Raw genomic sequence first — 14,053 nt, 5'->3', positions numbered from 1 at the left:
GGGGCCGCCGCCACGCGCCATCCATGGCGCGGGGCGGCTAAACCGGCATCCCTGCCGGTTTACCCCCCAAATCACTGTCGGATTCCGGCCAGCGTGGTTTAACGGGGCGCCTGAAATCAAAAGCAGATCAAGAGCAAGATCAAGAGCGACTCGCTTCGCATCGTGGTTACCGTCCAACGTTACAGCGTTGTGTAGATACCTGTGGCTATCGCAGGCAAGCCAGCTCCCACAGTTTGATCGCGCAGCGTCAGGTAGATAGGTGTTGGCTGGCCGGGAGCAAGCTCCCTCGCCACAGATGCAACTGTGTAAGTACCCATGGCTGCAAGCCTGCTCCTACATGAGCGGTTATTGCTGAGTGAGTTGAGTCCACAACGCCGGCGCACCGGCTGCCTTGGCAATCGCCTCCAGCCTTGCCGCATGCTCGGCCAGGTCCTGCTCGCTGGCACGGATGATCGGCGTCGGCTTGCGATCAGCTGGCAAGCGGCGGATTTCCGAAGGGCGGTTGCCCGACCCTTCCGCCGAACCGCTGCCATCGGATGCATTACCGGCCAGGGACAGGCTGGTCTGCCCGCCGGTCATGGTCAGGTAAACGTCGGCCAGGATCTCGGAGTCAAGCAAGGCGCCGTGGAGTTCACGGCCGGAGTTGTCGACGCCATAGCGCTTGCACAAGGCATCGAGGCTGTTGCGCTGGCCCGGGTGACGCTCGCGGGCCATCATCAAGGTATCGAGGATCATACAGTGCTGGGAGATGTCCGCACGGTCGGTCTGCCCCATCAGGGCAAATTCGTTGTTGATGAAACCGATGTCGAACGCCGCGTTATGGATGATCAACTGGGCGCCATTGATGAATTCGAAGAACTCATCGGCCACTTCGGCGAAGCGCGGCTTGCCCTTGAGGAATTCGTCAGTGATGCCGTGGACGCCAATCGCGCCCTCGTCACTGTCGCGGTCCGGTTGCAGGTAGACGTGGAAGTGGCGACCGGTCAGGCGGCGCCCCATCAGTTCGACACAGCCGATTTCGATGATCCGGTGACCATCGGTCACCGGCATGCCGGTGGTTTCGGTATCGAGTACAACAGATCGGATGGCCATCAGGGTTCAGCTCTCAACGGTTTGGTGCATTTCAAGGGGCGGGATATTAGCACGCTCCCGAACCGATGCGCCCCATGGCAAAAAACCACGGCGGGTCACCCAACAGTTTTTTACAAGGTTTAGCAAACCTGCTGCAGTTTGCTCCCGCGCCCGTTGTTAGCCTGCTCGCCTTATTCTTGATGCGGACTACCCGGATTCATGTGCACGCTAAAATGGCTGTTTATCCCCTGCCTGCTCTGCGCCGCCAGTGTGCAGGCCACCAGTTTTGTCATGACGACTGACGCGCTGGTGAGCCTGTCGATGAGTGCCACAGGAGGCACCAGCAGCAGCTTCAAGGACGATAAGATCGTGCTGGCGGCCAAGGCCGATGCCGCGTCGTTTGTCGCAAGCCAGGGTGATATACGTGGCGTTGCGCTGGAGTCGGCGTTCGAGCACATTCGCCGGATGAGGGCGGATCTACATTGCACGGACGAGCAACTCGCCCGTGCAATCCTAGCCCTCTAATCGGCTATGCTCACTGGGTCTTTTTGATCAGGTCAAAATCTCGCAAGGCTACGTAGGGGTCCCAGTACTCGCGCACAGACTGGATCTGCCCGTCCTTGGCCATACGCAAAATGGCAATAAAGGTCTGGTGATAAGGCCTGCCACTGGAGCGAATGACGCCGTCACTGGTGTACTCGAATACATAGGTGCCTTTTTCGGTGGTCTCAAGCAGCGTCCAGGTCTTGGGATCGCTGTACGTCAGATGGCCCATTTGCTTACTGAAGTCAGTGAAGTAATTCGTTAGCTCTTGACGCCCCTTGTTTGCGCGCTTGAAACCGACACTCGGGAAGTCGTGGACTGGCGCATAAGCCAGTTCGTAAACGCCGTCCTGAACATAATACTTAGCCATCTGGGCCGGATGTTCCGACCAGCCATTCAAGCTGCGCCAATAAAAATCCGCCACGTCGGCAGTGGTGTACCCCGGCGACAAATAGTAAAAGCCGCCCTGTTCCTTAATCGTTGCTTTGGGTTGAGCGTTAACGCCGGCGGCAAAGACTGCCGTGGTGACCAACAAGCCCAATAACCATCCACGAAGACTCATCATGTTTACTACCTCACTTTCGCTTGATTGACGGGTTGATACGGTTTTACTGCGCGCACGGCTTTGCCGGTGCGGCCATGGCCTGACCGCACCTGTACGGGCTATGAATCAATGGGGCATGCGCAGGACAGCCTTGATGGTGTCGCTAGAGTGGATATCGGCGATCGCTTGATTGATGTGTTCCAGGTCGTAGAAGCGGATCATTTTGTCTACCGGGAAACGCCCCTGCTGGAACAAGTCCACCAACCGCGGCAGGAACACTGAAGGCGCCGCGTCCCCCATGATGCTGCCCCGCACCACACGGCCGCGGATCAGTTGCATGACATCCAGAGACAGTTGGGTGCCAGGCGCGACCACACCAGTCAGCACGGCCTCACCGCCCTCTTCCAAGACGCTGACGGCATTGGCCATCACACCAACATGGCCAGCGCATTCAACGGCGTATTTCACTCCCCGGCCGCCGGTCAGAGCCATGACTTGCTGCGTTGCGTCAGCCTGGTTCGCGTCAATCAGTAGCGTGGCCCCCATCTCCCGAGCCACCGCCAGGCGCGAGGGTTGCGTGTCTATTGCGATGATCGGATTGCAACCCATCACGCGCGCGGCCATGACCGCACTGAGGCCGACGGCCCCCATGCCGAAGACGGCGATGGCAGTGCCAGGGGCTGGCTTGAGCGCGTTCATGACTGCGCCTGCCCCGGTCATCACGCCACAGGCAAAGGGCCCCAGAAACTCCAGTGGTGCATCATCCGCCACCTTGACCAGGCTGCTGGCGCTCACCACCGCGTAATTAGCGAATGAAGACTGGCCGAAAAAGTGGCTGTGCACCGGCCGCCCGTTGTCATGCAGTGCCACCGAGCCATCGGCACGAGAGGCTTTCCAGTTGTAGTCAAAATGTTCAGCACAGTAAGTTGGCAACCCACTGGCACAATGACTGCACTGACCGCAGAAGCCCAAGGACAGGATAACCTTGTCACCCACCTGCACATGGCTGACACCCGGCCCGACTTGCTCGACGATACCCGCCCCTTCGTGACCGAGCACCACGGGCATTGCCACCGCAATCTGGCGGTCACGCACGGCAAGGTCGGTATGGCAGATGCCGGTGGCAATGATTCTGACGCGCACTTCATCGCTGCGCACAGTGTCCAGTTGCAAGGAGCGCACATCAAACAGCGGGCCTTTGCCTTCAGTCACAGCAGCCAGGATTTTCATTGGATCTCTCTCGCACGATCAGTGGCTTGTTATTGATTACCGGGGTAACCAACCATTGAAGCCAGATTAACGAGCAGGTCCGCAGGTCGCTTTACCTTCCTTGCTGACGTGTTGACGTTTATTGCGCAATGCAACGGAGCCTAGGGCCGACGCAACTCACTGGCGGACTGCCCGACAATCCGGCGGAACGCACGAGAGAACTGGCTAGCGCCGGCAAACCCGGTCGCCAGGGCAATATCCAGCAAACTGCGGTCGGTGGTGGTGATCAAGTGTTTGGCCCGGTTGACCCGACACAGCAGTAGGTACTGGTACGGTGACATGCCGAACGTGCGCCGGAATATCCGAGAAAAATGATAGGGGCTGAGATTGACGATGTTTGACAAATCGGCCAGGCGTACTTCGTTGGCCAGTGACGCCTCGATGTAATCGACCAACCGCTGGCGCTGCGCCCGCCCCAGCTCACCTGCGTTCACCAGTACGACCTCAGGCAGTTGTTGGAGTAAACGCAGCTCCTGCATCAACAGCATGACCAGGGTTTCCAGATACAAGGTATCGGTCTTGCCGCCACACACCACCTGATCCAACCGCTCGAGCAGAGCTCGCACAAACCCATCATGGCAACTGATCAGCGGCTTGAGATCCTTCTGCACCCGGTAACTTGGACAGGCTGTCGCCAATCGCTCCTCGTCAATCGACACCAGTACATACCCCACTCGGGCACGCTCCCCGGCCCAACCTTCGAATAGGCAACCGGCGGGGATAAAGTCAATGAGCTGGTCCAAGGCCCGAGGCCCAGCCAAGCGCAAGCCATCGATGCTGACCTCGCCATCACTGACCGCCCCCTGTCGGTACAGCACGAACTGGTGCTGCTGGCGGCGCATTTCAAAACGATGAGCCCGTTGTACCACCTGCACACATTCAATAGCGCCCCATGGCGGCAGCTCACGGCGGATCATCTGCGAAATCCGTGGTGGCGTATAACTGAGCCCCTCAGGCTCACTCTCCACCGCTTCGTCAAGAAAGGCCTGGACATCGGCATGAGGTGAAAAGGACATTCCGCGCTCCCGAGTAGTATTCGAACGGCCGCTGCGATGTCGCTGATTCAGCTCTGCTTGTACCCGCGCACTTCATCCACGCCACGGTTGGCCAACTGGTCGGCGCGCTCGTTGCCAGGGTGGCCGATGTGCCCGCGCACCCATTTCCAGGTAATGTCGTGACGGTTGCACTGTTCATCGAGCAATTGCCACAGGTCGGCGTTCTTGACCGGCTCCTTGGCCGCCGTTTTCCAGCCGCGTTTTTTCCAGTTGACCATCCACTCGTTGATGCCCTTCATCACATATTGCGAGTCGGTCACCAGCAGTACGTTGCAACGCCGCTTGAGTTCTTCGAGGCCGCGAATGGCGCCCATCAATTCCATACGGTTATTGGTGGTATTGGCTTCGCCGCCCCACAGTTCCTTCTCCACGCCCTTGCACACCAGCAAGGCGCCCCAGCCGCCTGGGCCCGGGTTGCCTTTGCAGGCGCCATCGGTGAAGAGTTCTACGCTATCGGTCATCGGTTATTCGGCCTGAAATCAAAAAGAGGTTTTACGGTTCGCCTTGTTCGCGGTTGACCTTGGCCAACGGCATCGGCACGAGCTTGCCGATCGGCTCGCGGCGCATTTGCTGCAACGGTCGCAGACCGACCACGATCTTGCGTGCGACCAATAAATAGAAGCCGCCACCCGACAGCTGCCAGGCTCCTGCCCGGCGTTCCCAACCGGCCAGACGGCCCTGCCACTTGGCAGTCGCAAGCGGCGGACGATAGCACCCGAAGCGGCGTTTCTCCAGCGCGAAGCCCAGCAGGTTGAGCCAGTCGCCCACACGCGATGGCGCGATGCAACGCGCCTGGCGCAGTCCGTCATGGGCGAACACACGGCGCAGGCCCCAACTGCTCCAGGGGTTGATGCCGACAATCAGCAAATGGCCACCAGGGCGCACGCTGCTCGCCGCTTCGCGCAACAAACCGTGGGGTGACAAGCAGAAATCCAGGCCGTGCTGCAACACCACCACATCGGCGGCGTGTTCGCTCAAGGGCCAGGCCTGTTCCTCGCAGACGATCTCCACGCCCGGCAACGGTGCACCCAGGCGCACATTGCGTTGCACCTGCGGCGCCGATGGAGGCGTGTCGGCCGACGGTCCGTAATGCACCAGGTAGCCACCAAAGAACCGGCCCAGCTCGTCTTCGAGCATGCGCCGCTCTTCTTCCAGCAAAAACTGCCCAATCGGCCCGGACAACCATTCGCGGGCCGCGCTGATCAGGGCCAGCCACTCAGGATCGGCCTGGGCGAACGCTTTATCAGTCATTGCATTCTCCAACTCGCCTAGACGTTCTAAGATGCACCAATGTGTTCAGCTTGGCGAATCGAAGAATGATACAGATCAGTGCCCTACCCGCCTTTACCGACAACTACATCTGGTTGTTACAAGACCCTACGACCCAGCGCTGCGCCGTGGTCGACCCCGGCGATGCCACGCCAGTGCTGGCCTGGCTCAAGCAGAATGCCGAGTGGCGCCTCAGCGACATACTGGTTACCCATCATCACCATGATCATGTAGGCGGTGTCGAGCAACTGAAAAATGCCACCGGCGCCAAGGTTTATGGCCCTGCCAACGAAAAGATCCCGGCGCGGGATGTGGCCTTGCACGATAACGACCATATCCGCGTGCTGGGCTGGGACTTCGACGTGTACGCCGTGCCAGGCCACACCCTCGGCCACATCGCCTTTTATCACCAAGGCGTATTGCTGTGTGGCGATACCTTGTTCGCCGCCGGTTGCGGTCGCCTGTTCGAAGGTACACCCGAACAGATGTACAACTCTCTGGAACGCCTGGCCGCCCTGCCCGCCGATACGCAGGTGTACTGCACCCACGAATACACGCAAAGTAACTTGAAATTTGCCCAAGCCGTGGAACCGCACAATGCCGACATCGCCGAACGTGTGGAAAATGTCGCCCAACTTCGCGCCCGTGGCGAGATGACGCTGCCCTCCAACCTGGCCCTGGAAAAACGTACTAACCCTTTTCTGCGCACCGCTGAAACATCCGTTAAACAAAAAGCGGACGAACGGAACGGCCGCGACAACCGCTCTGGGGCCGAGGTGTTTGCTAGCTTGAGGGCTTGGAAAGATAAGTTCTAACCAGATGCAATCTGATACGTAATTTCTGAATGGTTGACCGGAACCAAAGCGCTTTCTAGAATCGCCCGACATTTTTGCCCGGAACTTACTTCCAGCCAATGTCGTCATCTATTCGTAAATCCATTTCTTCAGACGCATTGACCCGCCTGGCTCAAGCCGTGGCGGTGGCCGTTTCCGCAACTCTGGCGGGCTGCCAATCGACTCATTACGCTGCACAATCCACCGTGCAACCCAAACCGAATCTTGCTGCCAAGATCAAGCAAAAACCTATTTGGCTATCAGAGAAGCCCAGCCCCGAAGTACCCCAGGACGTCTGGGAACGCATGCGTCGGGGCTTTCAATTGCAGGACGGTGTCGGCGTCAACCCACGCATCGAGCAACAGCGCCTGTGGTTCGCCAGCAACCCCTCCTTTCTGGAGAATGCCGGCGAACGCGGCAGCCTCTACATTCATTACATCGTCGAACGCCTTGAAGAACGCAACATGCCCCTGGAACTGGCGCTGCTGCCAGTGATTGAAAGTGCCTACAACCCAATGGCCTATTCGCGCAGCGATGCGGTGGGCTTGTGGCAGTTCATTCCCTCCACCGGGCGCTACTTCAACCTGCGCCAGACCCGCGCCTACGATGGCCGCCGCGACATCACGGCCTCCACCACCGCCGCCCTGGACTATCTGACGCGTCTGCATGACATGTTCAACGGCGACTGGCTGCTGGCCCTGGCGGCCTATAACGCCGGCGAAGGCACGGTCAGCCGGGCAATCGAGCGCAACGAAAAGCTCGGCCTGCCCACTGACTACTGGAACCTGCCCCTGCCTCAGGAAACCAAGGACTATGTGCCCAAGTTCCTGGCCTTGTCCCAGGTAGTACTGGCGCCCGAGGCCTATGGCGTCAACCTGAACCCAATTGCTAACACGCCGTACTTCGAAGTGGTTGAAGTCAAGCAAAGCATGGACCTGTCACGGGTTGCCGCGCTGGCCGAGATCGACGAAGACGAACTGTTCCAGCTCAACCCAGCCTTGAAACAACGCACCACTCTGGATGGCCCCCAGCATCTGCTGGTACCAACCTCCAAGGCCCAACTGCTGACCAGCACCCTTTCGACGATGAAGCCGGAAGAATTGCTGAGTATGCGCCCGAAAAAGCCGGTGTTCGACGAAGTCGAGACCAAGGCGGTCGCCGGGCGGACCCGCAGCTACAAGGTACGCAGTGGCGACAACCTCACGTTGATCGCCAAGGTCAACAAGGTCGATGTGCATGACCTGCAGCGCTGGAACAAGCTCAACGGCCAGGCCCTCAAGGTCGGCCAGACCCTGGTGATGCAGGACACGCGTAAAGTCGCGGCGAAAAAACCGGTGCAGTACAAGGTCAAGAAAGGTGACTCGCTGTACATGGTGGCCAAGCGTTTCAATGTCGAGATGCAACATCTCAAGCGTTGGAACCCGCGCACCGGCCAGGCATTGAAGCCTGGGCAGATGCTGGTGGTTTCCGGGCCGCGCTAATACCTCGGGGAGCTGGCTTGTGTGGGAGCTGGCTTGCCTGCGATGCAGGCACCTCGGTCTATCAGTCAGACCGCAGTGATGCTATCGCAGGCAAGCCAGCTCCCACATTTGACCTTCACACCGTCCAATAGCTTGCAGTCCGCAAAATGGCCTTCCCGACAGCCTTTTTCCAACCGGAACAAGCTGTTACTGTACCGATCATAAAGCCCAAGCCGCCTGGATCGGATCTCTGACTTGAAGCGTCCCCTCCTTCTACTAATAAGTCTGGCCTTGAGCTTTGCGGCGAACGCGACGATCACCGAAAGCCACGGTTATGCGCAGTTCGGCACACTCAAGTACCCGGCCAAATTCACCCATTACGATTGGGTAAACCCTGCAGCGCCCAAAGGCGGGACATTGCGGGTGATGGCATTTGGCACCTTCGATACGCTCAACCCCTACACCTTCAAAGGTTCAAGCCCGGTTTCCACCGCCAACTTCCTGCAGTACGGCGTCAACGAGCTCAATGAACCCTTGATGGTGGGCACCGGGCAATACGCGCCGTCAGGCGATGAACCCACCTCAAGCTACGGCCTGATTGCCCAATCGGTGGAATACAGCGAAGACCGCAGTTGGGTGGTGTTCAACCTGCGCCCCGAAGCACGCTTTCACGACGGCAAGCCGATCACCGCCGCTGACGTGGCGTTCTCCTATCGCACCCTGCTGACCGAAGGCCACCCGCAGTACCGCACCAACCTGCAGGAAGTGGCCCGGGTCGATATCCTCAACCCTCACCGTATCCGCTTTGTGTTCAAGCGCGCCGGCAACCCCTTGCTGATCCTGCGCCTGGGCGAGTTGCCGGTGCTGCCCCTGCACTATTGGAAAAACCGTGACTTCAAGGCAACCACCTTCGAGCCGCCCCTGGGCAGTGGACCTTACCGCATCACCAAGGTTGCGCCTGGGCGGCAACTGGTGTTTGAACGGGTCAAGGATTACTGGGGCAAAGACCTGCCGGTCAACCAGGGTTTCTATAACTACGACAAGGTCGAAGTGGAGTTCTATCGCGACAGCGACGTGGCCTTTGAAGCCTTCAAGGCCGGTGAATTCGACATTTATATCGAGCATCAGGCCAAGAACTGGGCCACCGGCTACAACTTCCCGGCGGTCAACCGCGGCGATGTGATCAAGGCGCAGATCGCCCATCAGATCCCCACCCAGAGCCAGGGCCTGTTCATGAATACCCGGCGACCGGCATTCAGCCAGGCCAAAGTGCGTGAAGCCCTGGGGTTGATGTTCGATTTTGAATGGACCAACCGCACGCTGTTCAGCAGCGCCTACAAGCGTTCGGTGAGCTATTACCCTAACAGTGAATTCTCGGCCACCGGCCTGCCCGTGGGCCATGAGTGGTTGATGCTCTCGCCCTACCGCGACCAACTGCCGGCTGCGCTGTTTACCCAACCGTTCAGTCTGCCAAACACCGATGGCCGTGGCATTCCCCGCGAAACCCTGCGCCAGGCCCTGGCCCTGCTCAGCGAGGCCGGCTGGAAACTGTCAGGGCAGCGCCTGCTGGATAAGGACGGGCAACCGCTGCGCCTGGAAATCCTGCTGGTCAACCCGAACCTCGAGCGCATCCTGCAACCCTATGTCGAAAATCTGACCCGCATCGGCATCGACGCCCGCTTGCGTACCGTTGACCGCGCACAGTACAAACAGCGCCTCGATCAATTCGATTTCGACATGATTTTGATGACTCTCAACCAGACCTTGAGCCCCGGCCTTGAGCAGTGGCAGTACTTCCACTCCAGCCAGGCCGCAATCAAAGGCAGCAAGAATTACGCCGGTATCGCTAACCCGGTGGTCGACCACCTGCTGGACCAACTGCTGGCGGCGCAGACCCGCGAAGAACAACTGGCTGCCGGCCGCGCCCTGGACCGGGTGCTGCTGTGGCAGCACTACAGCATCCCCAACTGGTACCTCAACTATCATCGCCTGGCGTACCGCAACCGGTTCGCCTTCGTCACCACGCCGCCCTACAGCCTGGGCCTGAGCGCATGGTGGCTGAAAGCTTCGGAGAAAGCCCAATGATGTCCTTGCGTACTACCCTGCTCGCCAGCCTGTTGCTGTGCACCGCGGCGCACGCCGCGCCTCAGCATGCGCTGACTCTCTACAACGAGCCCCCCAAGTACCCCGCCGACTTCAAGCATTTTGACTATGTAAACCCCTACGCCCCCAAGGGCGGAACCTTCCGCGAATCGGCCATGGGCGGCTTCGACAGCCTCAACCCCTATATCAGCAAGGGCGTACCGGCAGACAACCTGCCACTGATCTACGACACCCTGGCCATGCAAAGCCTGGACGAACCCATCACCGAATACGGACTGGTGGCCGGCAAGATCGAAAAAGCCCCGGACAACAGCTGGGTGCGCTTCTATCTGCGCCCTGAAGCGCGCTTCCATGACGGCCACCCGATACGCGCCGAGGACGTGGTGTTTACCTTCCAGACCCTGATCAAGGAAGGCAACCCGCTGTACCGCAACTACTACGCCGACGTCGACGAAGTCGTGGCCGAAGACCCGTTGCGCGTGCTGTTCAAGTTCAAGCGCACCAACAACCGCGAGTTGCCGTTGATCCTTGGGCAGTTGCCAGTACTGCCCAAACACTGGTGGGCCAGCCGGGATTTTTCCAAGGGCAACCTGGAAATCCCCCTGGGCAGCGGGCCTTACCAGGTGGCCGAGGTCAAGCCGGGCCGCATGATTCGCTACGAGCGGGTCAAGGATTATTGGGCCAAGGACCTGCCGGTCAATAAGGGCTTCTACAACTTCGATACCCGCATCACCGATTACTACCGCGACAGCACTGTCTCCCTGGAAGCCTTGAAGGCCGGGCAGTTCGACTACTGGCTGGAGTTCAGCGCCAAGAACTGGGCCAATGCCTACAACATTCCAGCGGTGAAAGAAGGCCGATTGATCAAGGAAGAAATCCCCAACGGCAACCCCACCGGCATGCAGGGTTTTGTGTTCAACATGCGCAAGCCGATGTTCCAGGACGTGCGGGTGCGCAAGGCCATCAGCCTGCTGCTGGATTTCGAGTGGAGCAACAAGCAACTGTTCAACGGTGCCTACACCCGTACCCGCAGCTATTTCGAAAACTCGGAAATGGCCGCCACCGGCCTACCCGGTCCGGACGAGCTGGCGATTCTCGAGCCGCTGCGCGACAAGATCCCTGGCGAAGTCTTCACCCAGGCATTCGAACCGTCCCACACCGACGGCAGCGGCATGATTCGCACCCAGCAACGCGAGGCCTACCAACTGCTGCAGGAAGCGGGCTGGAAGATTGTTGACGACAAAATGGTCGACAGCACCGGCAAGCCAGTGACCATAGAGTTTTTGCTGGCCCAGACCGAGTTCGAGCGCATCCTGCTGCCGTTCAAGCGCAACCTGGCAGACCTGGGCATCGACCTGGTGATTCGTCGCGTGGACGTCTCACAGTTCGTCAACCGCCTGCGCTCGCGCGACTTCGACATGCTGGTGGGCAGCTTCCCGCAATCTACCTCGCCGGGTAACGAGCAGCGCGAGTTCTGGAAATCCTCCAGCGCCGACAAGCCCGGCAGCCGCAACTACATGGGCCTCAAGGACCCCGCGGTCGACCAGTTGGTGGAAGAGCTGATCGACGCCGGTTCGCGACAAAGCCTGATCGCCCACGCCAGGGCGCTGGATCGTGTGCTGCAGTTTGGTTACTACGTGATTCCCAACTGGCACATCAAGACCTTCCGCGTGGCGTACTGGGACCACCTTGGCCACCCCAAGGTCTCGCCACGCTACGACGTCGGCACCGCGACCTGGTGGAGCAAACCCGACGTCACACCTGCCGTCCCCCTGGACACACGCGCCGATGCGGCGAGCGGAGGCGATTAAATGCTGGCCTATATTGTTCGCCGCCTGTTGCTGATCATTCCCACGCTGTTCGGGATCTTGTTGATCAACTTTGTCATCATCCAGGCCGCTCCCGGCGGCCCGGTGGAGCAGATGATCGCCAAGCTCGAAGGCTTCGACGGCGCCACCAGCCGCATTGCTGGCGGCGGCGCCGAAGTTGCGGTGGCCGGTTCCAGCTACCGTGGCGCCCAGGGCCTGGACCCGGCGCTGATCAAGGAAATCGAAAAGATGTACGGCTTCGACAAGTCGGCGCCGGAACGCTTGTGGATCATGGTCAAGAACTACGCCCAGCTGGACTTCGGTGACAGCTTTTTCCGAGACGCCAAGGTCATCGACCTGATCAAGGAGAAGATGCCGGTGTCCATTTCCCTCGGGTTGTGGAGCACCTTGATCATGTACCTGGTGTCCATCCCCCTGGGGATCGCCAAGGCCACGCGCCACGGCAGCCATTTCGATGTGTGGACCAGCTCGGCGATCATCGTCGGCTACGCGATACCGGCGTTCCTGTTTGCGATTCTGCTGATCGTGGTGTTTGCCGGTGGCAGTTATTTCGACTGGTTCCCCCTGCGCGGGCTCACCTCCAACAACTTCGAGGAGTTGAGCTGGGGCGGCAAGATCCTCGATTACTTCTGGCACCTGGCGCTGCCCGTCACTGCCCTGGTGATCGGCAACTTCGCGACCATGACCCTGCTGACCAAGAACAGCTTTCTCGACGAAATCAACAAGCAGTACGTGGTCACCGCCAAGGCCAAGGGCCTGACCAATCGCCGCGTGCTGTATGGCCACGTGTTCCGCAACGCCATGCTGCTGGTGATCGCCGGTTTCCCTTCGGCCTTCATTGGCATCTTCTTTACCGGCTCGTTGCTGGTGGAGGTGATCTTCTCCCTCGACGGCCTGGGCCTGATGAGCTTTGAAGCGGCGATCAACCGTGACTACCCAGTGGTGTTCGGCACGCTGTTTATCTTCACCCTGCTGGGGCTGATCGTGAAACTGATCGGCGACCTCACCTACACCCTGGTCGATCCGCGTATCGACTTTGCCAGCCGGGAGCATTGAGATGAACCTGTCCCCCCTCAATCGCCGCCGGTTCGAGCGGTTCAAGGCCAACAAGCGTGGCTGGTGGTCGCTGTGGCTGTTCCTGGTGCTGTTCGTGCTGAGCCTGGGCGCCGAGTTGATCGCCAACGACAAGCCCCTGGCGGTGCACTTCGACGGCGGCTGGTACTTCCCGGCGCTCAAGCGCTACCCGGAGACTACCTTCGGCGGTGAATTCCCGCTGGAAGCCAACTACAAGAGCCCGTACATCCAGGAACTGCTCAAGGCCAAGGACGCCTGGACCTTGTGGGCGCCGATTCCGTTCAGCTACCAGAGCATCAATTACGACCTGAAAGTCCCGGCCCCGGCGCCGCCGTCCTCGGTCAACCTGCTGGGCACCGATGACCAGGGGCGCGATGTGCTCGCGCGGGTGATCTACGGCTTTCGTGTATCGGTGCTCTTCGCCCTGACCCTGACCATACTCAGCTCGATCATCGGCGTGATTGCCGGCGCCTTGCAGGGCTTTTATGGCGGCTGGGTCGACCTGGCCGGGCAACGTTTCCTGGAGATCTGGTCCGGCTTGCCGGTGCTTTACCTGCTGATCATCCTGGCCAGCTTCGTGCAACCCAACTTCTGGTGGCTGCTGGGGATCATGCTGCTGTTTTCCTGGATGAGCCTGGTGGATGTGGTGCGCGCCGAGTTCCTGCGCGGGCGCAACCTGGAATACGTGCGCGCGGCGCGGGCGCTGGGCATGCAGAACGGTGCGATCATGTTCCGTCACATCCTGCCCAATGCGATGGTCTCGACCATGACCTTCCTGCCCTTCATTCTCACCGGTGCCATTGGCACCCTCACCGCCCTGGACTTTCTAGGCTTCGGGCTGCCGGCAGGTTCGCCGTCGCTGGGTGAGCTGGTGGCGCAGGGCAAATCCAACTTGCAAGCGCCGTGGCTGGGCATGAGTGCCTTTGCGGTGCTGGCGATCATGTTGAGCTTGTTGGTGTTTATCGGCGAGTCCGCTCGCGATGCGTTCGACCCGAGGAAATGA

13 protein-coding genes are annotated in these 14,053 nt (G+C 59.7%); 7 read left to right on the top strand and 6 right to left on the bottom strand.

Translation table 11 applies throughout. The features are described from left to right. Positions 1-345: 345 nt before the first annotated feature. Positions 346-1,086 carry a DNA polymerase III subunit epsilon gene (gene dnaQ / locus ACTJLA_RS17510; RefSeq protein ID WP_440841758.1) on the bottom strand — a complete coding sequence of 247 codons (741 nt, stop codon included), beginning with the start codon at positions 1,084-1,086 and terminating at the stop codon, positions 346-348. Between the two features lie 204 nt (positions 1,087-1,290). Between dnaQ and ACTJLA_RS17505 the strand changes: the two genes are divergently transcribed. Next, complete coding sequence (locus tag ACTJLA_RS17505; RefSeq protein ID WP_440841707.1) at positions 1,291-1,596, top strand: DUF2388 domain-containing protein; 306 nt, start codon at positions 1,291-1,293, stop codon at positions 1,594-1,596. 10 nt (positions 1,597-1,606) lie between these two features. Here the strand turns inward: ACTJLA_RS17505 and ACTJLA_RS17500 are convergent, their stop codons facing one another. The 5 genes from ACTJLA_RS17500 to ACTJLA_RS17480 all read right to left on the bottom strand — a co-directional run bounded on the left by ACTJLA_RS17500 (position 1,607) and on the right by ACTJLA_RS17480 (position 5,733). Continuing rightward, positions 1,607-2,179, bottom strand: a complete 573-nt coding sequence (locus ACTJLA_RS17500; protein WP_440841705.1) for a nuclear transport factor 2 family protein — start codon at positions 2,177-2,179, stop codon at positions 1,607-1,609. A gap of 105 nt (positions 2,180-2,284) precedes the next feature. Continuing rightward, on the bottom strand, positions 2,285-3,388 hold the full coding sequence (locus ACTJLA_RS17495) for an NAD(P)-dependent alcohol dehydrogenase (RefSeq protein WP_440841703.1): 1,104 nt from the start codon (positions 3,386-3,388) through the stop codon (positions 2,285-2,287). A 140-nt stretch (positions 3,389-3,528) separates the two neighbouring features. Then, the gene (locus tag ACTJLA_RS17490) at positions 3,529-4,443 is read right to left on the bottom strand and encodes a helix-turn-helix domain-containing protein (RefSeq protein ID WP_440841702.1); all 915 of its coding nucleotides are present in this window, start codon (positions 4,441-4,443) and stop codon (positions 3,529-3,531) included. Positions 4,444-4,490: 47 nt separating this feature from the next. Beyond that, the gene (gene rnhA / locus ACTJLA_RS17485) at positions 4,491-4,943 is read right to left on the bottom strand and encodes a ribonuclease HI (RefSeq protein WP_003173571.1); all 453 of its coding nucleotides are present in this window, start codon (positions 4,941-4,943) and stop codon (positions 4,491-4,493) included. 31 nt (positions 4,944-4,974) lie between these two features. Then, positions 4,975-5,733 carry a class I SAM-dependent methyltransferase gene (locus ACTJLA_RS17480; RefSeq protein ID WP_054897496.1) on the bottom strand — a complete coding sequence of 253 codons (759 nt, stop codon included), beginning with the start codon at positions 5,731-5,733 and terminating at the stop codon, positions 4,975-4,977. Between the two features lie 65 nt (positions 5,734-5,798). Between ACTJLA_RS17480 and gloB the strand changes: the two genes are divergently transcribed. The 6 genes from gloB to ACTJLA_RS17450 all read left to right on the top strand — a co-directional run bounded on the left by gloB (position 5,799) and on the right by ACTJLA_RS17450 (position 14,053). Further along, positions 5,799-6,566 carry a hydroxyacylglutathione hydrolase gene (gene gloB, locus ACTJLA_RS17475; RefSeq protein WP_034126075.1) on the top strand — a complete coding sequence of 256 codons (768 nt, stop codon included), beginning with the start codon at positions 5,799-5,801 and terminating at the stop codon, positions 6,564-6,566. Positions 6,567-6,664: 98 nt separating this feature from the next. Continuing rightward, positions 6,665-8,065 (top strand): transglycosylase SLT domain-containing protein, encoded by a 1,401-nt coding sequence (locus ACTJLA_RS17470; protein WP_200583049.1) that lies wholly within the window; start codon positions 6,665-6,667, stop codon positions 8,063-8,065. Positions 8,066-8,299: 234 nt separating this feature from the next. Then, complete coding sequence (locus ACTJLA_RS17465) at positions 8,300-10,129, top strand: extracellular solute-binding protein (RefSeq protein ID WP_440841698.1); 1,830 nt, start codon at positions 8,300-8,302, stop codon at positions 10,127-10,129. Continuing rightward, positions 10,126-11,958, top strand: coding sequence for an extracellular solute-binding protein (locus ACTJLA_RS17460; protein WP_440841696.1), 1,833 nt, complete (start codon positions 10,126-10,128; stop codon positions 11,956-11,958). The genes ACTJLA_RS17465 and ACTJLA_RS17460 overlap by 4 nt, the downstream gene beginning before the upstream one ends. Continuing rightward, positions 11,959-13,032, top strand: a complete 1,074-nt coding sequence (locus ACTJLA_RS17455; protein ID WP_034126078.1) for a microcin C ABC transporter permease YejB — start codon at positions 11,959-11,961, stop codon at positions 13,030-13,032. A gap of 1 nt (position 13,033) precedes the next feature. Next, the gene (locus ACTJLA_RS17450; RefSeq protein ID WP_003190688.1) at positions 13,034-14,053 is read left to right on the top strand and encodes an ABC transporter permease; all 1,020 of its coding nucleotides are present in this window, start codon (positions 13,034-13,036) and stop codon (positions 14,051-14,053) included.

The sequence above is a fragment of the Pseudomonas sp. 22072 genome (assembly GCF_052046095.1).
GTDB lineage: Bacteria > Pseudomonadota > Gammaproteobacteria > Pseudomonadales > Pseudomonadaceae > Aquipseudomonas > Aquipseudomonas paracarnis.
This window is presented reverse-complemented; position numbering and strand designations above follow the sequence as displayed.